The following is a 25194-nucleotide window of genomic DNA, read 5'->3' as shown; positions in this document are numbered from 1 at the left end:
GGATGACCCTCCACTGACACGACGAACGAGGCTGCGGAAAATCGACAGCGAACTGTAGCGCCGTGCGATGAAGCTTTTTTTGAGGCCGAAAGTTCGCAGTCTGGCCTGCGCGCTCTGGTCAGGCGGAGCGCAGAAAAAGAGCCTCGCGCTCTTCGATCCAGTGCGAGCCGTGCCCGTAGATCGCATTCTGAACTTCGCAGATCACCTGGGCCTCCCTGCGTGCCGCCGGGGTTTCGGGCACCCACAGGCCGTCGTCGCAGTGCTCGTCGTCCTCGTCGTGGACGACGCTCGAACGCCAGTTGACGCAGATTTGCTTCATTCGAATCGAGGCGGACGGGGAAGGGTGGAATGCGGGCCGCATGGCGTGCTCTGCTGGATGGCGGCGATCCTACAAGTGCGAACCGGCAAATGCGGCAGGTCGTACAGCAGGGCGGTGGCGGAACCTGTGCGAATTTGCGCATTTCGCGGCGAATCCTGCGGGTCCGCGTGCCCATGCATACTCCGCGCGATGAAGAACCCGCACCACGACTGCCGCGTCTTCGGCTCCCCCTGGGAGGGCGTGCATGGCACCCGCATCTCGAGCCAACGCCGCTACGGCAGGCACTGGCACGCCACCTTCGGCATCGGCATCATCGACGAGGGTGCCCAGCGCTCGGCCAGCGGATGCGGCGAGGTCGAGGCCCATGCCGGCCACCTCATCGCAACGAATCCGGGCGAAGTGCATGACGGGCGGCCGCTTGGCGGGCCGTTTCGGCGCTGGCGCATGCTGTATCTCGAACCCGCTGCGCTCCGATGGGCCGTGGATGCGCCCGCAACGGGCACGGCGAATGATGGCGACATGGCGCTGATCCGCCCCGTCATCAGCGACGACCGGCTGCGGCGCACGCTCGGCGATCTCCTGCGGCTGCTGGAGGCGCGCGCCGCCGCGCCGAAGCAGGCGCAGGCGGATGCATTGCGCTGCGAGGAACTCCTCGTGCAGACCTGCACCATGCTCGCATCGCGCCACGGCGCCCAACGGCTGCCCGTGCGTGCGCCGTCGGCCGGCATCTCGCGGGCGCGCGAAATGCTCGCGGATTGCCTTGCGCAGCCGCCCAGCCTGGGCCAGCTCGCGGCCTCTTCGGGGCTGAGCAAATACCAGCTGCTGCGGCGCTTCAGGGAGGTCCATGGCGTCACGCCGTTCGCGTGGCTGCTCCAGCAGCGCGCGGAAGTGGCGCGCGGCCTCATCCGGCGCGGCGCGGCACTGGCGGACGCGGCCATGGCGGCCGGCTTTGCGGACCAGAGCCACATGACGCGCGCGTTCGCACTGCACTTCGGCTTCACGCCCGGCGCATGGCAGCGCGCCTGGACGCCGCCCGCACGGCTGCAATAGCGTTCAAGACAGGCCACCGCGCCGGCGACACACTGCGCCATGCATTCTTTCTTCTTCTCTCATTCGCCGGAAATCTGGCAGCGCCATCCCGAACTGGTGCCCGGCGTCCTGCTGGCCCAGGGCATCCACCGGAACGGCTCGGTGCAGGCGCAGGTGGCGCACTACCACGGCGTGGCGCGCGCACGGCTCGAAGCCGTCGGCTCGGAAGCCGATCTTCCGGAGATCCAGGCCTGGCGCCGCACCTTCGCACGCATGGGCCTCAAGCCCACGCAATACCGGTGCGCCTCCGAATCGCTGCTGCGCCGGTTCCGGAAAGAAGGCGCGCTGCCGCCGATCCATCCGCTCGTCGATCTTTGCAATGCACTGTCGCTGGCCTTCGCGATTCCGATCGCGGTGTTCGACCTGTCGAAGGTGGCCGAGGGGCTGCAGGTGCGATGCGCCGACGGCACCGAAAGCTACCTCGCGTTCTCGGGCGAAACCGAAACGCCCGATCGCGGCGAAGTCGTCTTTGCGGATGCCGCGGGCTGCGCGCACGCCCGGCGCTGGACCCATCGCCAGAGCGCGCGTTCCGCCGTGCGCGATGAAACCTCCCGCGTCCTCATCGTGGCCGAGGCCTTGCACGCGGATGCCGCCAACGATGTGCGGCAGCTGCTGGATGCGCTGTCCCGGGCATTGGCCGAGATCTGGGAGCCGCCGGCCGCGAGCGCGCTGTTGCGGAAAGAGGCGCCCCGGCTGGCGTTCTGAAGAGCGGCCGTTTCCCGAGGCGCCCGGTCAGGCGCGCCGCTTGAAGAGGGCAGACGCGCCGCTCGCGTGCGCCACGTCCTCGGCCGTGGCCAGCAGCGCCGGGCCCAGCGCGAGCATGCGTTCTTCGGTCAGCCGCACCAGCGGCCCGGCGATGGTGATGACGCCGATCACCGCGCCGTTGCCGCTGCGCACGGGGGCGGCCATGGCCGTCATGGCGGGCGCGAACACCTCGTTGATCATTGCGAAGCCGCGCTTGCGGGCCGCGCGCAGGTACGCCAGCAGCGCCTTGACGGTGGTCGGCGCCTTCGGGCCGTAGTCCTCGGGCTTGCCGAAGCCTTGCCTGGCGACCAGCTGCAGCGCCTGTTCGTCCGTCATGGTCGACAGCCACGCGTGGCCCGCGGAACTGCAGGAGAGATTGACCGAGAGGCCCATGTCGGGGTCGTAGCGCAGGCCGCGCATTGCGCCCTGCGCCTTGGCGACGAAGGTCAGCTCGTCGCCGTCGACCACCGCCAGCCGCACCAGCTCGCCCGATTCGGCCGCGAGCCGGTCGAGCAGCGGCTGCGCCACGTCGACGATGCCGCTGTTGCTCAGGAAGCTCAGGCCCAGCGACACCAGCTTGATCGTGAGCATGTAGTCGCCGTGGCTCTGGTCCTGCCGCACGTAGCCGCAGCGGATCAGTTCGCCCAGCAGGCGGTGGGTGGCGCTCAGCGGCATTTCCAGCTCGGCGGAGAGCGCGGAAAGCGCGCGGCCTTCGGGATGGCCGGCCAGGTGTTCAAGGACCTTGAAGCTGCGTTCGAGGATGGCGCTCATGTCGTTCGGAAAGGTGGGGCAGGTGCAATGCTAGCTCTTTTGCCAAGTGTTTTCACTAGTGGAAAAGATTTCCACTTAGATCCTAAGATCGCGCCGCATCACTTGCTGGAGAACCATCTTGAGAAAGCTTCATCGCTCGCTGGCGGCCGCCGGCCTGGCCCTCGCGTTAGCCGTTCCGGCGCTCGCGCAGGAGGCGCAGGAACGCGTCATCCGCTTCGGCCACCTCAACAACGCCGACCATCCGGTGAGCTTTGGCGTGAAGCGTTTTGCCGAACTGCTGGCGGCCCGGAGCGGCGGCCGGATGAAGGTGCAGGAGTACCCGGCCTCGCAGCTGGGCAACGAGATGCAGCAGCAGTCGGCGCTGCAAGGCGGCGTGCAGCAGATGTCGGCGCCGGCCACCACTTCGCTCGCGGGCATCGTGAAGGAGTTCGGCCTGCTCGACTTTCCGTTCGCGGTCGGCAACTTCGCGCAGGCCGATGCGCTGCTCGACGGTCCGCTCGGGCAGGCGCTCGTTGCGAAGCTGCCGGAGAAGGGCCTGATCGCGCTGGGCTATTGGGACCTGGGCTTTCGCAACGTCACCAACAGCAAGCGCCCGATCACCCGGCCCGAAGACCTGGAGGGCCTGAAGATCCGCGTGATTCCCAACCCGGTATTCCTTGAGACCTTCAAGTCCTTCAAGGCCAACCCGGTGCCGATGCCCTTCGCGGAGCTCTATGGTGCGCTCGAATCGAAGGCGGTCGACGGCCAGGAGAACCCGTATTCGGTGATTCTTTCGAACAAGTTCTTCGAGGTGCAGAAGTTCGTGAGCGCCACCAACCATGTGTATGCGGCCAACATCGTGCTGGTCAGCAAGAAGTTCTGGGATTCGCTCAATCCCGCGGAGCAGAAGATGATGCGCGAGGCTGCAGACGAGGCCCGGGGCTACCAGCGACAGGTGAGCCGCGCCGCCGCGCAGCGCGCCGTGGGCGAGCTCCAGGCCAAGGGCGCGCAGTTTAACGAGCTTGCGCCGGCCGAGCAGGCCCGCATGCGGCAGATCGCCAGGCCCGTCATCGAGCGCTTCTCCGCCAGCTACGACCCCGCCATCGTCAAGCTCTACAACGACGAACTCGTGCGCGTCCGCAAATAGGAAAGAAGCCACGCAATGAAGATCCTCGTCCTGCACGGTCCCAACCTCAACCTGTTCGGCCGCCGCGAACCCCACATCTACGGCACCACCACGCTGGCAGAGATCGACGCCATGCTGCACAAGCTCGCGGACGAGCTCGGCGCCACGCTGGAGACGATCCAGTCGAACCACGAAGGCGTGCTGGTGGACTTCCTGCACGCGCACATCGATGATGCGCAGGGTGCGCTGGTCAATCCGGCCGGCCTCACGCAACATGGCGTTCCGCTGCATGACGCGATCAAGGCCATGCCGTTTCCGACCATCGAGGTGCACATGTCGAACATTGCGGCGCGCGAGGCTTGGCGCGCGCACTCGATCATCTCGCCGGCCGTCAAGGGCACGATCCAGGGCCTGGGGCCGCAGTCGTACCTGGCCGCGCTGCGCGCGCTGGTCGAGATGCAGGAAATGCGATCGGCCGGTGCCTGAAGAGAGCCCCGGCGGAACATACGAAGGGAAGGAGACCCCCATGAAAAGCTCGAAGCGGAAATGGCTGGCGGTGGCCATCGCGGCATTCGCCGCATTGGCGGCGGCCGGTGCCGGTGCGCAGGTCAAGGAACGCACGCTCAAGTTCGCGTTCCAGAACCAGACCGGCCATCCGCAGGCGCAGGGCGCGCAGAAGTTCGCCGACATCGTCGCGGCCAAGTCCGGCGGCAAGATCACGGTCAAGCTGTTTGCGGGCGGCACGCTCGGCGGCGACCTGCAGACCGTGTCGGCGCTGCAGGGCGGAACGGTCGAGCTCACGGTGCTCAACGCCGGCATCCTTTCGGCGCAGGTCAAGGAGTTCGCGGTCTTCGACTTTCCGTTCCTCTTCAACAGCGGCAAGGAGGCCGATGCGGTCACCGACGGGCCCTTCGGCCAGAAGCTGATGGCCAGGCTCGATGACAAGGGCCTGCACGGGCTTGGCTACTGGGACCTGGGCTTTCGCAATCTCACCAACAGCAAGCGGCCCATCGAGAAGGCGGACGACATCGCGGGGCTGAAGATCCGCGTCATTCAATCGCCGATCTACGTCGACCTGTTCAGCGCGCTGGGCGCCAACCCCACGCCGCTGCCGTTCCCCGAGCTCTATCCGGCGCTCGACCAGAAGGCGGTCGACGGTCAGGAGAACCCGAACACCACCATCCTTGCCTCCAAGTTTGCCGAGGTACAGAAGTACATCACCCAGACGCGGCACGTCTACAACCCGCAGGCGCTCCTGGTCAGCAAGAAGACCTGGGACGGCATGAGCGCTGACGAGCGGCAGATCCTCACCGAGGCCGCCAAGGATTCGACCGTGTTCCAGCGCGCGGCCTCGCGCAGCGCCGCAGACAGCGCGCTCGAGGCGCTCAGGAAAGCCGGCATGACCGTCTCGGAACTGCCGCCGGAAGAAATGGCGAAACTGCGCGCCAAGGTGAAGCCGGTGATCGACAAATATTCCGCATCAGTGGGCGAGGCCACGGTCAAGGAACTGATGTCGGAGATCGACAAGGTGCGCAGGTAGCTCCGAGGCAGTCCGTCTAGCGGGACGCGGCGCCGTCCAGCAATTCAATCTCCTGAAGCAGATCGGCGAGCGCCACTCGCAGGAAGTCGAGTGTGGATTCGTCATCCAGCCGGCCGTCGTGGATGCGCGTGGCGACGTTCGCAATGGCGACGTGCTGCCGCACCACGGGCCGCGCCAGCGTGGCGGCCAGGGCGTCGCGGATCTGCGCCTGCGCGCGCACGCCGCCTGCGGTGCCCGGCGATGCGGTCGCGATCAGCACGGGCTTGCCCTTGAGCGGCGAGGCGAAGCCGGGCCGCGATGCCCAATCAATCGCATTCTTCAGCACCCCGGGCATGCCGTAGTTGTATTCCGGCGAGCACAGCACCACGCCGTCAGCCTCTGCAATCGCAGCCTTGAGCCGTGCCACGGCCGGGGGCGGCGCATCGCCGTCCAGGTCGGCGTTGTAGAGCGGAATATCGTTCAGCGCAAAGAGCTCGATGGCTGCCGACGCAGGCAGCAACGGCTGCAGGCTGCGCAGCACCGCGGTGCAGTGAGAGTCGCGCCGGATGCTCCCGGAAATGCCTAGCAGGCGGATGCCAGTGATGGGGGTGCTGCGTGTCATGGTGATCCCTTGTTTCCAAAATTCAAAGTTTATGCATAAAATCAACTCCATGCACAAATATGAAGTCATCGCCAATGAGCCGCCGCTGGCCGAGCAGGCCTTCGCCCGTTTGCGGCAGGACGTCCTGGCCGGCACCTTCGAAGCCGGCGCCAAGCTCAAGCTCGACGAACTGCAGGCCGCCTACGGCTATTCGAGCAGCCCGCTGCGCGAGGCGCTGAGCCGCCTGGCGCAGGAAGGGCTCGTTCGCGCCGACGAGCGCCGCGGCTTCCGTGTGGCGCCGATCTCCGAAGAGGATCTGGCCGACATCACGCGCATGCGCGTGATGCTCGATGTGCCCGCGCTGCGCGAGGCCATTGCCCACGGCGACGACGCCTGGGAGGCCGACATCCTGGCGGCGTTCCACCGGCTCGAGAAGGTCGAGTCGCGCCTGAGCGACGGCCCGGTCATTCTCGACAACGACTGGTCGCAGCTGCACCGCGCCTTCCATCTCTCGCTGCTGGCCGCCTGCCCTTCGCTGCGCCAGCGCGTCTGGGGCGCGAGCCTGTTCGACCAGGCCGAGCGCTACCGGCGGTTTTCCGCGCGCCACCGGAAGACCGCGCGCCGCAAGTCGAACGAGCACAGGAAGATCATGGACGCCGCCTTGCGCCGCGATGCGGACACGGCCTGCGCGCTGCTCGAGGAACACATCCTGAGCACACAGCGCAACGTGGTCGCCGCACTCAAGGCGGCCCAGGCCGCGCAATCCTAGGGGTGCAAGGCCCCGTCACCGGAGACAGACAGCATGCTCAAGGTCGCACGACCCACGCCTTCGCATTTCGGCATCTTCGTCACCGACCTGGAGCGGATGGTGGCTTTTTATACCGAGACCTTCGACCTCACGGTCACCGACCGCGGCGTGGGCCGCACCTTCAGGAACCAGCTGGTGTTCACGAGCGCCAGCCCGGACCAGCACCACCAGCTGGTGCTGGCCTCGGGCCGGCCGCCGGAGGCGACGTTCAGCACCGTGATGCAGATCTCGTTCGTGGTGCCGAGCATCCAGCACCTGCGCGACATTTCGGCGCGCGCCGAGGCGCGCGGTGCCACCAATATCCGCGGCCTCAACCACGGCAATGCGCTCTCGGTCTACATGCTCGATCCGGAGGGCAACACGGTGGAGATCTACGTCGACACGCCGTTCTACATCGCGCAGCCGCATGGCGATCCGCTGGACCTGTCGAAGGACGACGAAACGCTCATGCGCGAGACCGAGGAGGCCTGCCGCAAGGACCCGAGCTTCATGCCGCTCGCGCAGTGGCAGGCGCAGTTCGAGTCGCGTTCGCCGGCCGCGCCCTGACGCACGCGCCTTTCACCCACCCGCACATTTCAACCGGAGTTCCCATGAAGCTTTTGTCATTTGTCCATCAAGGCCGCGAAACCTGGGGCGCCGTCGTCGGCGACGGCGTGGTCGATCTCGGCAAGGCGCGCCCGCAGCATGCAGGCCTGGTCGACTACATCGCATCGGGCGAGTACCTGCAGGCGGCGCAGCATGTCGAAGGACTGCCGATCGCGGCCAGGCTGGCCGACATCACCTTTCTTCCACCGATCCCCAAGCCCGAGAAGATCGTGTGCGCGGTGCGCAACTACATGGACCACCACCAGGAGGTGCTGGCGGCCGGCATGCAGCGCGAACTCTCCGAGCAGCCGCCGATCTTCCTGCGCGTGTGGCGTTCGCAATGTGCGCACAACCAGCCGATCGTGCGGCCGCACGTGTCCGAATCGCTCGACTGGGAAGGCGAGCTCGCCGTCATCATCGGCAAGGGCGGGCGCAACATCGCCGAGGCCGACGCCTTCGACCATGTGGCGGGCTACGCCTGCTACAACGACGGCAGCGTGCGCGAGTGGCAGTTCCATGCCAAGCAGATCGCTTCGGGCAAGAACTTCGAGTCGACCGGCGGCTTCGGCCCCTGGATGGTGACGGCCGACGAGATCGCGCCCGGCCGTGCGTTGAAACTCGAGACCCGGCTCAACGGCGAAGTGGTGCAGAGCAGCCACACGGGCCACATGATCTTCAGCATTCCGAAGCTCATCAGCTACGCGTCGACCATCTTCACGCTCGTGCCCGGCGACGTGATCGCCACCGGCACGCCGGCCGGCGTGGGCTGGAGCAAGAAGCCGCCGCGCTTCATGAAGCCGGGCGACGTGTGCGAAGTCGAGATCGAAGGCATCGGCGTGCTGCGCAATCCCATCGTCCAGCAGGACTGAGGCCTCCCGGACCCGGACCGCGGCGGCACAAGCCGCGGCCTTCATTCCACAACATTGGAGACAAGAACCATGTGGCACAGACGATCGCTCGTTGCCGCAGGCCTGGCCCTGGCCTGCGCGGCACCCTTCCACGGCCTGGCCCAGGGCTTTCCGGACAAGCCGATCAAGATCTACCAGGGCTTTGCGGCCGGCGGCAACGCCGACACCATCGCGCGCGTGGTCAGCACCGAGATGTCCAAGGGGTTGGGCCAGCCCTTCGTGGTCGAGGCCCAGACCGGCGCGGGCGGCACCATTGCCTCGGGCACAGTGGCGCGTGCCAAGCCCGACGGATACACGCTGCTGCTGGCCACGGGTGGCCATGCGGTGGCCGGCGCGCTCTACAACAAGCTCAGCTACCAGACGGTGGCGGACTTCCAGATGGTTTCGACGATCACCTACTTTCCGTTCCTCCTGGTGGTGCGGGCCGATTCGCCCTATCGCGGACTTGCCGAGATACTTGCCGCGGCGCGTGCCGATGCACGGGGCGTATCGTACGGCTCGGCCGGCATCGGCTCCACGCATCATCTTGCGGGCGAGCTGCTGGTGAAGAGCGCGAACGTCGAGCTGCTGCACATTCCCTACCGCGGCGATGCGGCCTCGGTGGCGGCGCTGCTCGGCGGCGAGGTGCCGATGATCATCGCGCCGCCCACGGCCGTGCTCGCCAACATCAAGGCCGGCAAGCTCCGTGCGCTGGCCACCACCGGCGCGCAGCGCTGGAGCCAGATGCCCGAGCTGCCGACCGTGGCCGAGCAGGGCGTGCCCGGCTACGACGTACGCTCCTGGGCTGGCTTCATGGCGCCCGCGGGCACGCCGCGCCCGGTCGTCGACCGCCTGCGCGCCGAAACGCTCAAGGCCCTGCAGGCGCCGGCCGTGCGTGCGCGGCTCGAGGAAATGGGCGGCGAAGCGCGCGGCAGCACGCCCGAGGAAATGACCGCGATGGTGGCCACCGAACTCAAGCGGTGGACCGCCGTGGTGAACGATGCACACATCCCCAAGCAATGAGGACCCCTCCATGTCTTTGATCGACATCCGCAAGCGCAGCCTTTGCATCGAAACCATCTACCACGAGGGTGGTCCGCCGGCCGCCACGCCGCTCAGGCTGGCGGCTGCCTGCGCGGTCATCCACAACCCCTACGCAGGCCGCTACGAGCCGGACCTGCTGCCCTTCATGGCCGAGCTGCGCGCACTCGGCACGCTGCTGGCTACCGAGCTGGTCGAGACGCTCGGGCGTGACAAGGTCGAGGTCTACAGCAAGGCCGCGATCATTGGCGTGAACGGCGAACTGGAGCACGGTGCCGTCTGGCACGAAGCCGGCGGCTGGGCCATGCGCGAGGTGCTCGGCGAGCCGAAGGCGATCGTGCCTTCGGCCAAGGCGGTGGCGGCCACCGGCTACCGGCTGATGGTGCCGCTGCACTACATCCACGCCGCGTACGTGCGCAGCCACTACAACTCGATGGAGATCGGCATCCAGGATGCGCCGCGCCCCAACGAGATCCTGTTCGCGCTGGTGATGGGCACGGGAGGGCGGGTGCATGCGCGCCTGGGGGGGCTCACCAAGGAAAACGTGTCCGTGCACGACGGGCAGCGATGATGAGCGCCACCATCAAGGCCGTCCAGCTCCAGGCACCCGGCGGCCCCGAGGTTCTGCAGCTCGTGGAGCTGCCGCTGCCGCAGCCGCAGGCCGGCGAAGTGCGCGTCAAGGCCATGGCCATCGGCGCCGGCGGCCCCGACGTGCTGATCCGCAACGGCACCTACAAGTGGATGCCGCCGATGCCGGCGATTCCCGGCAACGAGATGGCCGGTGTCGTCGATGCCGTCGGCCCCGGCGTCACCGCGCTGCGGGTCGGCCAGCGCGTGTTCGTGAGCGCGCGCGAGCTCGCGCAGCGCGGCGGCTGCTATGCCGAAGCCATCTGCGTGCCCGAAGCCGCGCCTTTCGTGCTCCCCGACGCGATCCGCTTCGAGGACGCCGTGAGCCTGGGCAACTTCCAGCTCGCGCTGGCCATGCTGTCGAGCAATGGCAACCTGCCCGCCCGATCGGTCCTGATTCCCGGCGCGGCCGGCGGCGTGGCCACGGCGCTGGTGCAGGTGGCCCGGGACCGCGGCCTGCGCGTGATCGGCACCGCCTCCACGCCGCAGAAGCGGGAATTCGCACGGGCCAACGGCGCGCATGAGGTGATCGAGAGCGAACCGCGGGGCCTGACCGAGAAGGTCATGCAGCTCACCGATGGGCGCGGCGTGGACCTGGCCTTCGATCACCTCGGCGGCGATCTCTTCATCGCCTGCCTGCGGGCCCTCGCGCCATTCGGCATGGCGGTCTCCTACAACATCGTCAACGGTCCGCCGACCGGCGATGTGTTCGAGGAGCTTCGGCGGCTGCTGGGCCGGAGCCTGGCCGTGCGTACGTTCTCGATTCACGCCATCGATGCCGACGCGGCGCAGCGGCGCGGCTTCATGGAGGCGGCCATCGCGCTCATGGCCGAGGGACGCGTGCAGGCGCCGCCGGCCACCTGCTTTGCGCTCGCGGATTCGCGTCACGCGCACGAGTTGCTCGACAGCGGAAGCGCGGTCGGCAAGATCGTGCTGCTGCCCGCCGGCTCGCCTCGTGACTAGCAACCCGAGAATCCGCCGGGCGCAGCGGGCAGAAGAAGATCCGCACCTTGTCGCAGGACACATGGGCGCGCCCATTGGCGCGATGCAGTACGCGGCGATTCAAAGCAGCGCGTTCCTGAACAAGGATCGCCGGCTGAACGCCTTTCCCGATTCGAGAAAAACGCCCTCGCCGGTGTAGTGGATCGTCTTCGGATGCCGGAGTGAATCGGCGGCGTGGGCCTTCACTACCTCAAGGATGAAGAAGTCGTACTTGCCGACCAGGCTGCGGTCGTGAACGCGGCATTCGAAGCTCGCGTGGCATTCGCCGATGAGCGGCGCCTCCACGCGCTCGCCATCGACTGCCGTGAGGCCGAAGGCCGCGAACTTGTCGATCTCGGCGCCCGAGCTGTTGCCGATGCGCACGACTTCGTCGGTGAGCGGCCGCGTGGGAAGGTTGATCACGCACTCGCCGCTGCGGCGGATCATTTCGAAGCTGTGGTTCGCGCGCGCGATCACGCAGCCGACCAGCGAGGGCGTGAACTCGATCACCGTATGCCAGCCCAGGGTCATGATGTTGTTCTTCCCCTGCCAGCGGGAAGACAGGAGCACGACCGGGCCCGGCTCCAGGAACCGGCGCACCTGGGAGACAGGGAAGTCCGCCTTGGTGAAGAGCTTCTTTTTCGTCATCGCGATACCGCGTCGTCGTCGCATTCGGAAATGCGTACGGTACCGCGAAGCATCAGCTTCCGCTCGAAGCCGTGGCGCCCGCGCCGCGGAGAAACCCCGCGAGCTCGCCGGTCAACCGCTCGCGGCCGCGCTCGGGCCGGTCCAGATGCACATAGTGCGTGGCTCCGGGGATCGTGACGATGCGCACGCTCGCGGCGCGAACGGCGTCGCGCGCGAAGGCCTCGGCGTCTTCCGGGCGGCTCCAGAAGTCCCGCTCCGAGCGGACCACCAGCACCGGGGCCGTGATGAAGGAGGCGTCGAACAGGCGGCGCCCACCGGCCTGGTAGAAGCTGTCCTCGATGGCGCCCAGCGGCGCGCGGAAGGCGGGCGGGCTGTGGCGGTCCGACTGCGGATCGCTGCGCAGTGCGGCGTCGGCATAGGCCCTGGCGATCTCGGGGGCGCGCCAGGCGGCCTTGTCGTCCGACGGAATCGAGCGGTCCCACGAAGGCAGCAGCGAGGCGGCGTCGTACCGCGCATAGCCGCCCATGGCTGGCCGCAGGCGCTCGGGGTGCGCCGGGTCCGCGTTGGGCGAGCCCGGTCCGAGCGTGGGATGCGTGGAGGCACCGCCGTACAGCGCATTGAGCGTGACCAGGCGCCCGACCCGCTCGGGCCAGAGCGATGCGTAATAGGCGGCCCACATGCCGCCCGTGGCCCAGCCGAGCAGGTTCACCTGCGCGTTCGCATGGCGGCGCGAGACCTCGCGCACCACGGCATCGATGTCGCGTACCACCTCGTTCGCGCGCGACAGCGGACGGCTTTCGCCGGGCGGCCGCTCCATGGCGGCGGGCCGGACGGAGCCGCCATAGCCTCGCGCATCCATGACATACACGGCCGTGCCCAGCGCCGACGCCAGGTCCGCGGCCAGCGAGCCGTGGGGCACGTCGAGATCGAAGGATGCGATGCCCGGCACTCGGGCGCCGTGGATGAGGACCAGTGGCTGCGCGCCCGAGCGCTCTTCTTTTTTTGCGGTGACGATTTCGCGCACACGAAGGGTCTGCCCGTCGAGGGTTTCGACACGGAAGTCATTGCGCGCCGGTGCCGGGCCCGCGGCATCGGCCGCGGTGGCGGCACTGAGCAACACGGCCGCCGCCAGCTGGGCGGCCGCGAGAACAGGGTTGCGAAACTGCATTCAGCTCTCCTTGCGATGAACAGCGGCCATGTTCCCGCTACCCGCGCGATATTTCCAATACCATCTTCGTGAACGAGTGATCCACCGGACGTATCGCATGATTGACCTGCGCCAATTGCGGCAGTTCGTCGCTGTCGCGGAGGAACTGAGCTTTCGCAAGGCGGCCGAGCGCCTGCACATGGCGCAGCCGCCGCTGACCGCGGCGATCCGCCACATGGAGGAAGAACTGGGAACGGTGCTTCTCGAGCGGAGCAACCGCGTCGAGCGGCTCACGCCTTCGGGGCAGGTGCTGCTCGAAGAAGCCCGGCGCACCTTGCGCCAGGCGGAACGCGCGCTGCAGCTGACGCGGCGCGCAGCGGGCGGGCTGGTCGGCTCGCTGCGCATCAGTTTCGTGGCGAGCGCGGCGCACGGCGTGCTGCCTGCGATCCTGCGCGCGTTCTCGCAGGCGCATGGCGAGGTCGATCTCGTGCTGCGCGAGGCGACCACCGCCGAGCAGCTGGCGGCGCTGCAGGACGGGCAGGGCGACGTCGGCCTGGTCGTGCTGCCCTGTGCCGGGGCAGGCGATCTGGAACTGGTCCCGCTGCGCGAAGAGGCGCTGGTCGCGGCGCTATCCGATGGGCATCCGCTGGCCGTGCAGGCCGCGGTCGAATTGTCGGACCTGGCGCAGGAGCCGTGGATCCTTTTTCCGAGAAGTGCGGGACCGGGCCTGCACGAGCGCATCGTGACGGCCTGCCGAAGCGCCGGGTTCGTGCCGCGCGTGGCGCAGGAAGCCATCCAGATGGAGACCATCGCGGGGCTGGTGGCCGGCGGCGCCGGCGTGGCGCTGGTCGCGCCGCCGCTGGCGGCCGCGGGGCGCGCAGGTGTGGCGTTTCGCCCGCTCGCCGGCAGGGGAACGCCGGTGGGCTACCAGCTCGCGCTGGCCTTCGCGAGGCGCACGCCGCTGGTCGATGCGTTCGTGGCGGTGGCCATGCGGTGCGAGATGCCCGGCGGCGCGGATGCGGCCGACGCGTGAACCCAGCGGAAAGTGCGCTGCTCGGTCCCGAGATGTCCGCCGCCGTGACGATCGAGCCCCGTCTCCGGCTCAGGCCTTCTCCGGCACAGCGTCGATGCACGCGCGGCCCATCCTGCCGGGCAGCCGGATCGCCAAGGCCACGAACACCACGGGCAGCCCCGCGAACAGCCAGCGCCTCCCAGCGCCGAGCCGAACACCGCGCCCAGGTTGGCTGCCACTGCCGGCCAGCCATCAATTCGCCCATGACCAGACATTCGATGCTCAATATCTCCGTGGACTCCAAAATGGTTTCGCTTGATAGAGTCTCGTGGTCAGAGATTTCACTCCCTGCTGAGTTCAACGGGATCTTGCAGCGTATTCTGCGCAACACGGTGTCGATGGCTTGAGACGCATGCGCAGGTGGCACCGCAGCTTGCGGAGCGTGCCGTGGCGTTGTACTTCCACGGCATGGTTGCGTCGGAAAGGTTGAGCGATACGCGACGGGCGCTCGTATGGATGTATCTCAGTCCTCAGCTTCTAGATTGGATGGTCGGGTGCGCTACCTCCCATACGCGCTTCAAGCAATTTCAGTAGTGCCCGTAGGGCTGCGCTGTTGTGCCGGTGCTGCGTGTACGCTGCGTAGAGCCAGATGTCACTGGGCATGAATTCCTTGAGCACTGGGACCAGGCTGCCGCGTTCTGTGTACGGCCGAGCCAGCAATGCCGGCACACACACCGCGCCGATGCCGGCCAGTGCTGCGGCGACAAGCGTGCCTGAGTCGTTTGCATCCATGCGTCCGCAGATCGGGAGGTTGTATGGCTCCCCACCGACTTCGAACGGAATATGGGGGGCACCTGCTGACAGCGAGTAGGTGAGCACGTCATGCCATCGCATGTCGTCGGGCATTTGAGGGATGCCGCGCCTGGCCCAATAACCGGGCGTGGCGCAGAGCGTGAGTTCCACGCGTTGGAGGCGACGCACGATCAGGTTCTCGTCCCCGATGCGCCCGAACTTCAGGGCAATGTCGACGCCTTCCTCCACGAGATCGATGACGCGATTGCCAATCTGCAGGTCGATGTGGACATCTGGGTAGAGCGCGAGGAATTCGCTCAGCAGGCCCGGGAAGTCGGTTTGCACGAGCCCGTGAAGCCCGGCGACGCGCAGACGCCCGCTTGGGCGTGAGCCATGCGCCTGCAATTCGCTGTGCGTCGACTCGACCATCTCCATCAGTGGCGCGCTGCGAAGCTGGAGCAGCCTTCCAGCATCGGTCAATGTCACCGACCGCGTTGAGCGGTTCATGAGCCGTATGTTGAAGCGCGCCTCAAGCGTCGCGACATGCTTGCTTGCGCTGGCCTTGGAGATTCCCAGCTTGCCCGCTGCGCGCGAGAAGCTGCCGACGTTGGCGACCTCCAGAAAGGTCTTCAGAAGATTAAGCCCGTCCATGCTCACACTTGCGCAGTGGAATTTCCGCTCGCCTCATATTTCCCTCGAGAAACGCTCAGGCGTGCGCTAGTGCATGGCATTCGCGAGCAGCTCATCGGCTTCCCAGCCACCCCCCAGCGCCATGAATACGGCGACTTGATCCTCTGCCAACAGGGCCGCGGATGTTGCCAGAGCGGCGTCACTGGCTGCCAGGGTGCGCTCTGCATCCAATGCTTCAAGCTGACCGCTCTTGCCGTTGACATAGAGGGTGCGCGCCTGCCGGGCGACGATGGCACTTTGATCCCGCGCGGCCAGGAGCGCAGCATGACGTTCCAGCTCGTGGGCATAGACATCGAGCGCCGTTTCCACCTCGCGCAGTGCCGTCAGTACGGTCCCGTCGAAGCGGGCAGCCGCAACCCGGGTGGCCGCCTCGGCCTGCGCGATGCGAGCGCGGGCAACCCCGGTGTTGGGTAGCGTCCAGTTGATCAGCGGGCCCAGGCTGTAGCTGAGCGTTTCCCGGTTTCCAAATCTTGCCAAGAAGCCCGCCGAGCTGGCCGAGAGGCCCAGCGACACTTTGGGGTAGAGGTCGGCTGTGGCTATGCCGATGCGGGCTGTGGCAACGGCCAGGCTGCGCTCGGCCTGGCGAACGTCGGGCCGCCGGCGCAAAAGGGCCGCGCCGTCTCCGACCGGAAGCAGCCCCGCGAGGCGCGGCGGCTGCTCGCACGCGGCCACTGCCGCAGGGAAGTCGCGAGGTGCTGCGCCGGTCAGTGTTGCCAACCGGTACAACGCACCTTGGCGCTGGGCCCGAAGCGGCGGCAGCGCGGCACGCAGTTGTTCCAATTGGCCTTGCGCACGTGCAATGTCGATTTCCCCCACTTTTCCCGCTCGTTGAAGCCGCTCGGAGAGCCGGATCGCCTCTTCCTGCAGACGAACCGACTCCTGCGTGGCGCGCAAGCGATAGCCGCTTGAACATGCTTGTGCATAGGCATGTGCCACGCCGCCGGCCACGCGCACACGCACAAGATCCAACGCCGCCTGGGCAGCGCCGGTACCGGCCTCGGCGGCTTCGATGGCGCGGCGCAGTTGACCGAACAGGTCCAGTTGATACGACAAGGAGACACCCGCGCTGTATGTGCCGCGGCTGGGCGGTTCGTCGTCGCGCTGCAGCAGGCTCAGGCCCGACGCGTGCCCAAAGCCGGGACCCCCGCTGGCTGTCAGGGTCGGCCTCTCATTTCCGTGCACCTCCGCCGCCAGCGCCTGGTCGCGTTCCAGGTTGGCCACGGCCTGCCGCAGGTCGGTGTTGTGTTCCAGCGCCTTGGTGACCAACGCGTCCAGTTGCCGGTCGTCATAGAGCCTCCACCAGTGCGGCGGCAGAGTCGTGTCCGCCGCATCGCCACCGGCAGATCGGAAGGTGCCCGCGGAGGCGGACTGCGCGAAAGACAGGGGGACAGGGGGCACGTAGTCTGGCCCCACGGGTGGGTGGGCACAACCGGTGAGCAGTGCGCTTGCCGCCGTGGCGGCGGCCAGGAGTCGGGACATGGCGTTCATCCGCGGCTTTCCGAAGTCCGGGCAGTCTCGAGGATTTCAACGGTGACCGTCTGGCCTGCCACCAAACGCGCGCCTGAGGACGACTGATCGAGTTTCACGCGCACGGGAACGCGCTGTGCAAGCCGCACCCAGTTGAACGTGGGATTGACGCTGGGAAGCAGGTTGGCGCTGGTGCTGCGGTCACGGTCTGCGATTCCGGCCGCGATGCTTTCGACGGTGCCCTCGAGCGCCGCGGCGCCCATGGGCGTGACTCGTACGCGGTCGCCCCGACGAATCCGAGCCAGCTTGTTTTCCTCGAAGTAGCCTTCGACATAGATGGAACCCGCGTCAACCAACGCCATCACCGGGTGGCCGGCGCTCGCATAGGCGCCCTGGCGCAGGTCGAGATTGGTCACGAGCCCAGCGGTGGGTGCGCGCACCTGGGTGCGTTCCAGGTTCAACGTCGAGGTATTCAACGCGACCTGCGCCTGCCGCAACGCCGCTTCGGCCGCTTGAAGTGCGCCTTTGGCCTGGTCTACCTTCAGGTGCGACTGCTCGCGAGCTTCCAGCGAGATCAAGTCGCCCAGGTCGGAATTGCGCTGGCTCTCGCGCTGCGCCTGAGCGAGTGTGATGCGCTGGTTGCTGATCGCGATGCGCTGTGTCGCGACGGCGGCCCGGGCCTGTTCCAGCGCCAGCTCGAAGCGGGCCTTGTCCACCGAGAACAGCAAGGCACCAGCGGCAACGGACTGGTTGTCGTGCACCGCCACATTCGCGACCATGCCGGACACGTCAGGGGCGACTTGCACGACATTGGCCCGCACGCGTCCGTTGCGTGTCCACGGGGCGAGTTCATAGTGGTCCCATAAGCGCCAGCCCGCCCAGCCGGCTGCGGCCACCATCAGCACGGTGACCAACAGACGAACGACGGAACGGGCAAGACGGGAAGTCCAGATGGGCAAGGGGAGGGCGTCAGATTTCATGGATTGAAGCGGGCCGGGTTTCAAGACGAGGCGGTGGTTGCGCCGGTGAGAGAAGCCAAGGCGCAGAGCAGCAGGACGTACAGCGCAACGTCAAACAGGGCGGGGTGCCAGATCCATCGGTAGGCACCGACGATGGCCAGCAGGCGGCGCGTTGCCCAGGCACACGGCAGCGCGCCGGCTGCCAGCAGCAAAAGCCAGGGCAACTGCACGCCAAGAAGGTTGACTTCGATCATGGTTGGAGCGCGGCGGGAGCGGTTGGAAAGAGGTTGCGTCGAAGGCCCGCAAGTGCCGCGACGGCAGGCCGCTCGGCGCCCGTCATCAGGGCGTCAAGCAACAGCCGATCGATATGCGGCAGCAGCGACGCATGACGCGGTGGCGCTCCTGCCACCTGGGCGCGGAAGACGAGCGCCAATTCCCTGAAGAGGCGGCTGACCGGTTCTCCCGGAAGGCGCCCGCGATGCCGCTGCAGCGCAGCGATGTCTGCCCCCATGCGCAGTTCGCGGAGCGCGCGGTGTGCTGCGATCTGGACTGCTTCGGGACCATCAGGAGCGACGCGCGGCGCCAACAGCGCGATCCTGTCGAGCATGCGTGAGGCAAAGGCGTCTCGGGCGGATGCTTCCTGCGGAGGGGCGGCCAGATCGGCGAGGTCGTGCCATGTCGCACGGCGTATGCGCTTGGCCGTCCAGTCACGCCCCACGCTGCGCATGAGAGCGGTGACGCGGGCCGCGATCACCGAACCCACGAACAAGGCCAGGTTGGAACTGATGAAGCTCACCCAATCGGCGGTGGCTGTATCTTGAAGGGCGAGCGTTCCGGCGACGCCGAAGAACATGCCAAGGGCCGACAAGGAACTGGCCGGTCGTGCCATGTAGCACCCGACCACCAAGAACACAGGCGCGATGCACAGCACCAGCATGCCAAAGTCATGTGCCAGCGGCATGACCCCCAGGACATAGAAAGCCGACACGGGCAACGACCACAACAGCGCCGTGATGAACTTGTGCATGGCAGGCACTGGATCGTCCATGGTGGCGAAGAAGCTGCAAAAGACTGCAGCGCCCATGGCCATGGCGGATCCCGAGGGCCAGCCCGTCGCAATCCAGAGTGCGCACGAGAGGCAGGTGCCCAACACCGCAGTGATCGCCGACCGCAACGCGAGCCCTCTGTCCAGGTGAAGCACCCTGCGACCCAGGGCCGCGGTGCGCTGCAACGGCACCGGGTTCCCGGCAATACCAGCGTCGATATCGTTGCGCAACGTGGTGCAGGCATCCCAGTGCGCGACCAGGTCCTCCAGGCGGGTTGCCAGATCGATCCGCAGCGCGCGGACCCACGGCGAAGCGGCCGGACCGTCCGCGATGGCGCGAAAGGCGGCGCGCGCTTCGTCCACTCCCGCGTTCGTCGCGCTCGGGGCCAGCCAGCCCGAATGCTGCGCGAAGGTCGAGCCGATGTCATCCGGCACACCGCCTGTGGCGGTGCATAGCGCTTGCAGGCAATCCTCCACCGCCGAGAGCTCCGGGGTCAGGGCGGCGATACGGTCTTGCAAGGCGCCGATGGCGCCCCCGCTCCAGCGCAGAGTGGTGTCAAAGGGCACATGCGTGGACAGCAGACGCAGTTGTGTGATGTCCAGGGCCAAGCGCTGGCGGTCCGCTGCAATTCGAGCGTTCTTGGCTTCGGCCGGTGCCTCGCGCAACAGGTCGGTGAGCCATTGCCGCGCATCGCCAAGTGCGCGATCCATCACGCCCAGCAGGGATGGGGCCAGACCGGCAGGAAGCGCGATGCTGTGGACCACGCTGGCACACAGGATGCCCAGCCCGATTTCAGTGACCCGTGCGACGGCCGTGTCGAACATCGCCGCGGGCGCTTCTACCAGAGGAAAGCCGATCAAAGCGGCTGAGTAGCCAGCCAGCATGAAGACGTAAGAGCGCGCGCTTCGGTCCAGCAGCGAAAGATATAGGCACAGTCCCACCCACAGCGCCAAGGCCAGCGACAGGAGTTCCGGGGACCCGGACAGCGAAGGGACGAGCACCACGGTCGCTGCGCACCCCAGCAAGGTGCCCAGAAAGCGATAGAGCGCCTTGGAGCGCACATGGCTGGCCACAGGGTGGGCCACGATGTAAGCGGTCATCATGGCCCAGAAGGGCCGGGGTAGCCCGAAGCGGCTCGACAGGTAAAGCGCAAGCATGGCGGCGACGAAGCTCTTGAGAGAAAAGAGCAACTCCTGCCGAGAGAAACGCGGCAGCGGGATCATGCTGCACCCCGAGAAATCGCGCGAGCACGCTTCCATGGGAAACGCGAGCGCAAGCGCAAACCGCCGAGGGTGATGCTGGCAAAAGCGCGAAGCCATTGATGGGCGGGGCCAGCCAGCTGTGCCAGTTCCTGCGCCGGAATCGTTGGACACAGCGGCGTGCTGAAGCGCAGCGAGATCGATTCCGGCGGGGCGCCTTCCGCGGTACAGCATGACCAGCTCGCAGCGCCAATGAGCACCAGGCCGATGAGAAGAATGAGCAGTGGCAGGGCCGAAACCATTTCATTCTTGTTGCGAATCATTTTCATGCAACGATGCTAGTGACCGGCACTCGAGCCGAGAATTGCAAAGTTGGACGAATGACTTCTCTTTTCGGTCATCGCTGAGACGGGCGTGCCCTGGCAACGATGAGGAGCCTGCACCAACGCGATCCGTTCTCGTTGGGCTTGGGATGGGCGGACCTTGCCCTTCACCACGGCCGGGGTACAGGCGCTGCAGCGTGGCGGCTGTGTGCCTTCGATTCAGCAACTGGAACAATGGCCGCTTGGCCCATGCGCCGATCTCACCCGTTTCGAGCCGAGCACCGATTCCAATGCAGGAACAAGCCGCGATGGCGGGAGCAACACCAACCTTTTCAATATGCGAAGTGCAGAATTCAGCGAACCAGGTCTGGACTATGAACCGTCAGTACCCGTGATGGCACTGCGTGTGGACGTGGCAGCGCGCGAGCGAGAGATTCCTGTGCACGAGCACCGGTCCGGCCAGCTCGTGATCGCATTGCGCGGTGCCGTCTCCTGCGAGGTGCCCGGTGCCCTGTGGATGGTTCCGCCCCAGGCTGGCGTGTGGATTCCGGGCGGCACGCCGCACAGCAACCGAGGAACGGCGAACGCGCTGATTTTCTACCTCTTCGTGGAACCTGGCGCTGCCCCCTTGCCTGATCGTTGCTGCACCTTGCGCATCAGCCCGATGCTCAGCGAGATGATCCAGTACCTCGCAGGATTGCCGCCTTTGTATGAAGCCGGCGGGCCGACCGATCGACTGGCGCAGGTGCTGCTTGACCAGCTTTGCGCGATGCCCACGGAAGAAATGTTCCTGCCGATGCCCGAGGATGCAAGGCTTAGAAAGATCTCAACGGCGATGATGCGTGATCCCTCTGATCGCAGGACCCAGACGAACTGGGCAAGCGAGCTGGGCATGAGCGATCGAACGTTGAATCGACTGTGCACCTCGTTGACGGGCCTGAGCTTTGGTCGCTGGCGGCGCCAGCTGCAGATGATCGTGGCGCTTCGCGAGCTGTCCGGTGGCGCGACCGTCCAGCAAGTCGCCTATGAGCTGGGCTATGAGTCGCCCTCTGCCTTCAATACGATGTTCAAGAAGGCTTTTGGAAAGCCACCCGCTACCTATATCAACGACCGCTTTCGGGTCGGTGGATGACACGTGATTTCAGGTCAGCGCGTCACGGACACCAGCGGCCATCCCATGGACACACTCACCTGTAGGCCCGGGCGTGGGTCACACCACCGTCCACCACCAGGGTAGCGCCCATCACGTAGTCACCCGCACGCGACGCCAGGAAGATCGCCGCGCCTGCGATGTCCTCTGAAGTGCCGATGCGTCTGGCGGGTATGTGTTCGGACAGTTCGTCGCCGCGGTCGCGCGCGTTGCGGTTCATCTCGGATGGAAACGCACCAGGTGCAATGGCGCTGACCGCGATGTTGTCCTGCGCCAGGCGCAGCGCCATCCGACGGGTCAGGTGGATCAAGCCCGCCTTGCTGGCGACGTAGGAGTAATTCTCCTGAGGATTGAGCGCGATGCCATCCGTGGAGGCGATGTTGATGATCTTCCCTACACGCCCCTTGGCCGCGGCGCGCAGCGGCCCGGACAGCGCCTTCGTCAAGAAGAAGGGTGTCTTCATGTTGAGATTGACCACCTTGTCCCAGCCGCTTTCGGGGAAATCATCAAAGTCCTCTCCCCAGGCAGCGCCGGCGTTGTTGACCAGGATGTCCAGGCTGGTTTCATGCTGCGCGAAGGCAGCGGCCAGGGCCTGGCAGCCGGTGACCGTGGAGACGTCGTAGGGCAGCGAGACGCAATGGCCGTTCTTCGACAGTTCCGAAGCCGCCAGATCGCATGCCGCGGCTTTGCGCGCGCTGATGTAGACGCGTGCACCTTGCGCCAGGAATCCCTCGGCGATCATGCGACCAATACCTCGTGAGCCACCCGTGACGAGAGCCGTGCGGCCTCGCAGAGAAAAAAGATCTTGCGTCATCATTGCAATGTCTCGGCAGTTCGGTGAGATCAACCAACCTCGAGGAGGGCTCGCCTCACGTAGGCGGTTCCGTCAAACAGCCGCCGAGCGGTTCGAGTGAAGTGCACTTCTCGGACCGTCCACTCGTCGTCGGCAGTGCGAGCCACGCTCGCAAAAATTCCGATCACACCACTCGGATGGCCGATGCGGATGCGCGTCGGGCCGGTATGACTGCCTCGCGCCTCAGCCGGAATCGTCCCTGCGATCTGTGCTGCCACGGAAAGGCAGACCGAGCCCCCGCCTGGAAAAGCCTTGTGCATCGCGCCGCCATTGAGAACCATGCGCGCAACAAAGTCGACCTCCGACGACTTGACGATTCGATCGCCGCCGATGGTTCGGTAGTCCTGCGCTTCGCTGACGAGGATCTGGTAGGGCGTGAGGGTTCCTGACGCTGGCAGGCTGCAACGATCGGCGGCCCACCGCCTGACTTCCTCGGCCATTTCGTAGATATCGGAGCCGAGCTGACCGGGAAGCTCCGTGCCGGTAACGCCCAGATCCGCGGCGCGGATGAAGACACACGCCGTTCCCACATCGACGATCGAGACGGGTATCTCGCGACCGAGTTTGGAGACGTAGACCGAATCACGTGCCTGCCCGGTGGGCAGCAATCTGCCCGTGGTGGCACCGCTGGTGCCGGAGTAATCCAACGCGACCTCGGCGCCCTTGGCGGGCACTCCATCCACTTCGGTGTCGCCTTCCACGCGCGGCTCGCCGTGGGCACATTGCACCACCATGCGCAGAATCTTGCCGGTGTTGGTGTTGTGCACTCGCACGGAGGTGGCGGGCTCCTGCACGGGAACCAATCGCTCCTGCAGCGCGTAGACCCCGGTGGCCGATGAAATGTTGCCGCAGACGATCTCGAAGCTCACGCTCGGCTGATCGATGCCGATCTGCACAAAGGTGTAGTCGATGTCTGCGTCAGGTCGCGAGGGCGGCCCGATGATTGCGCATTTGCTGGTGAGGATGTCGGCGCCTCCAAGCCCGTCGATCTGGCGCACGTCCGGGCTGCCGAACAGAGCCAGAAGGAATCGCTGCAGCGCTTGCGGATCGGACGGCACGTCACGCTGCGCGAGAAAAACAGCCTTGCTTGTGCCGCCGCGCATCAAGGTGACCGGAACGCTGATTTGTTCTTTCATTCGTTCAGTATGCGCGTGCGCAGGGCGCGCGTCCTTGCAGTTCGGCTGCTCTGGCTTTAGCAGAACTACACGCTTTGCACGCTTTAGGAAGGCTAAAGAATGCGCAGCACAAATCCAATGACGGGGCGGCCCTGGGTCCCCACACTTCCTGTTGTCGTGGCCATCGCCACCGGAACAGGAGACACCTTTGAAGATCATCAAACGCACGGATTCCCACATCCGTGACACCCTCGGCGGCATGGTGCTTGTGGCCACACAGGCAGGCGGGCAGCCCCCCCAGTTTCCGCCGATCGAATTCATTCACCACGACCAGCCGATCGAGGAGATCGAGCTCGGCCCGACCGGGTCCCTCTACAGCTTCACGGTGGTCCATCCCGGCAAGGACAAGCCCGCCTACGCACTGGCGATGGTCGACTTCGAGTCGGGCGTCCGCGCCTTCGGTCGGCTCTTGTTCGATGGAAATCCGCCGGCGATCGAAAGCCGCGTGCGCGTGGTGCCCTTCGCGTTGCCGGACGGCACACCCGACTACGCCTTCCAGGAGCAATGAAATGAAGCAACCAATGATCACCGGCGTGGGAATCACCGACTTCGGCCGCTTTCCGGAGCTCACCGAAGAGGCCATGGTCCAGTCGGCCATTCTTGGCGCCCTGGAAGATGCCGGCACGCGGCTTTCCGAAGTTCAGGCGTTCTACTGCGGCAACGCGCTCGGGGCCATGCTTCCGGGGCAGCGTGCACTGCGTGAACTGCATGCGCACGGGGGCGCCGTCTACAACGTGGACAACGCCTGCTCCAGCGGCGCGACCGCATTGAATCTTGCATTGCAGGCGCTCAAGGTCGGCCAGTACGACACCGTCCTGGTGTTCGGAATGGACCATCTGAGCGGTCTGGGGGGCGGGCCGCTGCAGCTGAGCCAGCAAGACTGGAACAACAGGCGGGGGATGATCATGCCCGCCTTGTACGCCATGCGCGCTCGGCGATACATGCACGACCACGGGCTCAAGCTCGAGACGCTCGCGGATATCTCCGTGAAGAACCGAAAGCACGGTGTTCTCAATCCCATCGCCAAGTTTGCAAAGCTGGCGACCCGCGAGGAGATTCTTGCGTCCCGCCCCGTGGCCGAGCCGCTCACGCTGCTGCAGTGCTGTCCCGCCGTGGTCGACGGTGCAGCGGCCCTCGTGCTCAGCACCAAGCCTACCCAAGGCGTTGCAAAGCCGGTTCAGATCCTGGCGTCCGTGGTGCAGTCCGGCTTGTTCGAAACCACACCGGTCGATATGACGGAGGCCGAGATCACGGCGCGTGCCGCCAGGCTGGCCTATGAGCAGGCCGGTGTGGGACCGCAGGATCTCAGTCTGCTCGAAGTGCACGACGCCTTCACTATCTCCGAATTGCTCTACTACGAGGCGCTGGGGCTTTGCGATCGCGGCGATGCGGCTGCGTTGCTGCACAGCGGTGCGACCGCCCTGGGCGGGCGGGTGCCTGTCAATCCGAGTGGCGGCCTTCTGGCAAAGGGACATCCGCCCGGCGCAACCGGTGTCGCACAGATCGTGGAAGTCTGCGAGCAGTTGCAAGGCCGCGCGGGAGCACGGCAAGTGCAGGGGGCGCGCATCGGCCTCACGCAGGTGACTGGCGGCGGTATCTGGGGCGTGGATCACGCCGCCTGCGCCATCCATATTCTTTCGCTCTGATCGGGTCGAC

The 25194-nt window shown here is 66.4% G+C and carries 28 protein-coding genes; 15 read left to right on the top strand and 13 right to left on the bottom strand.

Features of this window, described 5'->3' with window-relative positions; all coding sequences use genetic code 11:
- Positions 1 to 118 precede the first annotated feature (118 nt).
- Positions 119 to 319, bottom strand: coding sequence for a hypothetical protein (locus FB547_RS24830; protein ID WP_145746320.1), 201 nt, complete (start codon positions 317 to 319; stop codon positions 119 to 121).
- 189 nt (positions 320 to 508) lie between these two features.
- Between FB547_RS24830 and FB547_RS24825 the strand changes: the two genes are divergently transcribed.
- Complete coding sequence (locus FB547_RS24825) at positions 509 to 1369, top strand: AraC family transcriptional regulator (protein ID WP_145746319.1); 861 nt, start codon at positions 509 to 511, stop codon at positions 1367 to 1369.
- Positions 1370 to 1408: 39 nt separating this feature from the next.
- A complete protein-coding gene (locus tag FB547_RS24820) occupies positions 1409 to 2113 on the top strand; it encodes a B3/4 domain-containing protein (protein ID WP_145746318.1) in 705 nt (234 codons plus the stop codon).
- A gap of 27 nt (positions 2114 to 2140) precedes the next feature.
- Here FB547_RS24820 and FB547_RS24815 read toward each other — a convergent pair whose 3' ends face one another.
- Positions 2141 to 2923 carry an IclR family transcriptional regulator gene (locus FB547_RS24815; protein ID WP_145746317.1) on the bottom strand — a complete coding sequence of 261 codons (783 nt, stop codon included), beginning with the start codon at positions 2921 to 2923 and terminating at the stop codon, positions 2141 to 2143.
- A 118-nt stretch (positions 2924 to 3041) separates the two neighbouring features.
- Here FB547_RS24815 and FB547_RS24810 point away from each other — a divergent pair, with 118 nt between their 5' ends.
- From FB547_RS24810 to FB547_RS24800, 3 genes are read left to right on the top strand one after another with little or no spacing between them, the layout of a single operon-like run.
- Positions 3042 to 4049 (top strand): TRAP transporter substrate-binding protein, encoded by a 1008-nt coding sequence (locus FB547_RS24810; RefSeq protein ID WP_145746316.1) that lies wholly within the window; start codon positions 3042 to 3044, stop codon positions 4047 to 4049.
- Positions 4050 to 4064: 15 nt separating this feature from the next.
- Complete coding sequence (locus FB547_RS24805) at positions 4065 to 4514, top strand: type II 3-dehydroquinate dehydratase (protein WP_145746315.1); 450 nt, start codon at positions 4065 to 4067, stop codon at positions 4512 to 4514.
- A 40-nt stretch (positions 4515 to 4554) separates the two neighbouring features.
- Complete coding sequence (locus FB547_RS24800; protein ID WP_145746314.1) at positions 4555 to 5568, top strand: TRAP transporter substrate-binding protein; 1014 nt, start codon at positions 4555 to 4557, stop codon at positions 5566 to 5568.
- Positions 5569 to 5584: 16 nt separating this feature from the next.
- Here the strand turns inward: FB547_RS24800 and FB547_RS24795 are convergent, their stop codons facing one another.
- Positions 5585 to 6169, bottom strand: coding sequence for an NADPH-dependent FMN reductase (locus FB547_RS24795; RefSeq protein WP_145746313.1), 585 nt, complete (start codon positions 6167 to 6169; stop codon positions 5585 to 5587).
- Positions 6170 to 6200: 31 nt separating this feature from the next.
- Between FB547_RS24795 and FB547_RS24790 the strand changes: the two genes are divergently transcribed.
- From FB547_RS24790 to FB547_RS24765, 6 genes are all read left to right on the top strand, one after another.
- Entirely contained in the window at positions 6201 to 6917 is a 717-nt protein-coding gene (locus FB547_RS24790) for a GntR family transcriptional regulator (protein ID WP_145746312.1), read from the top strand.
- A gap of 33 nt (positions 6918 to 6950) precedes the next feature.
- On the top strand, positions 6951 to 7502 hold the full coding sequence (locus FB547_RS24785) for a VOC family protein (protein WP_145746311.1): 552 nt from the start codon (positions 6951 to 6953) through the stop codon (positions 7500 to 7502).
- 44 nt (positions 7503 to 7546) lie between these two features.
- Positions 7547 to 8410, top strand: a complete 864-nt coding sequence (locus tag FB547_RS24780; RefSeq protein ID WP_145746310.1) for a fumarylacetoacetate hydrolase family protein — start codon at positions 7547 to 7549, stop codon at positions 8408 to 8410.
- A 69-nt stretch (positions 8411 to 8479) separates the two neighbouring features.
- Positions 8480 to 9451: a tripartite tricarboxylate transporter substrate binding protein gene (locus FB547_RS24775; protein WP_261380378.1), complete on the top strand. Its 972-nt coding sequence runs from the start codon at positions 8480 to 8482 to the stop codon at positions 9449 to 9451.
- A gap of 10 nt (positions 9452 to 9461) precedes the next feature.
- Positions 9462 to 10040: an amino acid synthesis family protein gene (locus tag FB547_RS24770; protein ID WP_145746309.1), complete on the top strand. Its 579-nt coding sequence runs from the start codon at positions 9462 to 9464 to the stop codon at positions 10038 to 10040.
- Positions 10037 to 11059 (top strand): zinc-dependent alcohol dehydrogenase family protein, encoded by a 1023-nt coding sequence (locus tag FB547_RS24765; RefSeq protein ID WP_145746308.1) that lies wholly within the window; start codon positions 10037 to 10039, stop codon positions 11057 to 11059. The genes FB547_RS24770 and FB547_RS24765 overlap by 4 nt, the downstream gene beginning before the upstream one ends.
- A gap of 99 nt (positions 11060 to 11158) precedes the next feature.
- Here FB547_RS24765 and FB547_RS24760 read toward each other — a convergent pair whose 3' ends face one another.
- Both FB547_RS24760 and FB547_RS24755 read right to left on the bottom strand, forming a co-directional pair.
- Positions 11159 to 11725 (bottom strand): flavin reductase family protein, encoded by a 567-nt coding sequence (locus tag FB547_RS24760; protein ID WP_145746307.1) that lies wholly within the window; start codon positions 11723 to 11725, stop codon positions 11159 to 11161.
- Between the two features lie 52 nt (positions 11726 to 11777).
- Complete coding sequence (locus FB547_RS24755) at positions 11778 to 12893, bottom strand: alpha/beta fold hydrolase (protein WP_145746306.1); 1116 nt, start codon at positions 12891 to 12893, stop codon at positions 11778 to 11780.
- A 97-nt stretch (positions 12894 to 12990) separates the two neighbouring features.
- Between FB547_RS24755 and FB547_RS24750 the strand changes: the two genes are divergently transcribed.
- Positions 12991 to 13905: a LysR family transcriptional regulator gene (locus FB547_RS24750; protein ID WP_145746305.1), complete on the top strand. Its 915-nt coding sequence runs from the start codon at positions 12991 to 12993 to the stop codon at positions 13903 to 13905.
- 516 nt (positions 13906 to 14421) lie between these two features.
- Here FB547_RS24750 and FB547_RS24745 read toward each other — a convergent pair.
- From FB547_RS24745 to FB547_RS24720, 6 genes are all read right to left on the bottom strand, one after another.
- Positions 14422 to 15327 (bottom strand): LysR family transcriptional regulator, encoded by a 906-nt coding sequence (locus FB547_RS24745; RefSeq protein ID WP_145746304.1) that lies wholly within the window; start codon positions 15325 to 15327, stop codon positions 14422 to 14424.
- A 66-nt stretch (positions 15328 to 15393) separates the two neighbouring features.
- A complete protein-coding gene (locus FB547_RS24740; RefSeq protein ID WP_145746303.1) occupies positions 15394 to 16854 on the bottom strand; it encodes an efflux transporter outer membrane subunit in 1461 nt (486 codons plus the stop codon).
- Positions 16851 to 17813: an HlyD family secretion protein gene (locus FB547_RS24735; protein WP_145746302.1), complete on the bottom strand. Its 963-nt coding sequence runs from the start codon at positions 17811 to 17813 to the stop codon at positions 16851 to 16853. The genes FB547_RS24740 and FB547_RS24735 overlap by 4 nt, the downstream gene beginning before the upstream one ends.
- Before the next feature lie 20 nt (positions 17814 to 17833).
- Positions 17834 to 18046 carry a DUF1656 domain-containing protein gene (locus tag FB547_RS24730; protein ID WP_145746301.1) on the bottom strand — a complete coding sequence of 71 codons (213 nt, stop codon included), beginning with the start codon at positions 18044 to 18046 and terminating at the stop codon, positions 17834 to 17836.
- Positions 18043 to 20061 carry an FUSC family protein gene (locus FB547_RS24725; protein ID WP_145746300.1) on the bottom strand — a complete coding sequence of 673 codons (2019 nt, stop codon included), beginning with the start codon at positions 20059 to 20061 and terminating at the stop codon, positions 18043 to 18045. Before FB547_RS24725 ends, FB547_RS24730 begins: the two co-directional genes overlap by 4 nt.
- Positions 20058 to 20366: a hypothetical protein gene (locus tag FB547_RS24720; protein ID WP_145746299.1), complete on the bottom strand. Its 309-nt coding sequence runs from the start codon at positions 20364 to 20366 to the stop codon at positions 20058 to 20060. The genes FB547_RS24725 and FB547_RS24720 overlap by 4 nt, the downstream gene beginning before the upstream one ends.
- 154 nt (positions 20367 to 20520) lie before the next feature.
- On the opposite strand from FB547_RS24720, the gene FB547_RS24715 reads away from it, so the two are divergent.
- A complete protein-coding gene (locus FB547_RS24715; RefSeq protein ID WP_307698182.1) occupies positions 20521 to 21492 on the top strand; it encodes an AraC family transcriptional regulator in 972 nt (323 codons plus the stop codon).
- Positions 21493 to 21547: 55 nt separating this feature from the next.
- On the opposite strand, the gene FB547_RS24710 is transcribed toward FB547_RS24715, so the two are convergent.
- Both FB547_RS24710 and FB547_RS24705 read right to left on the bottom strand, forming a co-directional pair.
- Complete coding sequence (locus FB547_RS24710) at positions 21548 to 22327, bottom strand: SDR family oxidoreductase (protein ID WP_145746298.1); 780 nt, start codon at positions 22325 to 22327, stop codon at positions 21548 to 21550.
- 26 nt (positions 22328 to 22353) lie between these two features.
- Entirely contained in the window at positions 22354 to 23499 is a 1146-nt protein-coding gene (locus tag FB547_RS24705; RefSeq protein ID WP_145746297.1) for a PrpF domain-containing protein, read from the bottom strand.
- Between the two features lie 187 nt (positions 23500 to 23686).
- Here FB547_RS24705 and FB547_RS24700 point away from each other — a divergent pair, with 187 nt between their 5' ends.
- On the top strand, positions 23687 to 24046 hold the full coding sequence (locus FB547_RS24700; RefSeq protein WP_145746296.1) for a Zn-ribbon domain-containing OB-fold protein: 360 nt from the start codon (positions 23687 to 23689) through the stop codon (positions 24044 to 24046).
- A 1-nt stretch (position 24047) separates the two neighbouring features.
- On the top strand, positions 24048 to 25184 hold the full coding sequence (locus FB547_RS24695) for a thiolase family protein (protein ID WP_145746295.1): 1137 nt from the start codon (positions 24048 to 24050) through the stop codon (positions 25182 to 25184).
- Positions 25185 to 25194: the final 10 nt, after the last annotated feature.

The sequence above is a fragment of the Variovorax beijingensis genome (genome assembly GCF_007828835.1).
Classification (GTDB): domain Bacteria; phylum Pseudomonadota; class Gammaproteobacteria; order Burkholderiales; family Burkholderiaceae_C; genus Variovorax; species Variovorax beijingensis_A.
The sequence above is the reverse complement of the archived record's forward strand: the minus strand, read 5'-3'. Positions and strand labels throughout refer to the sequence as shown.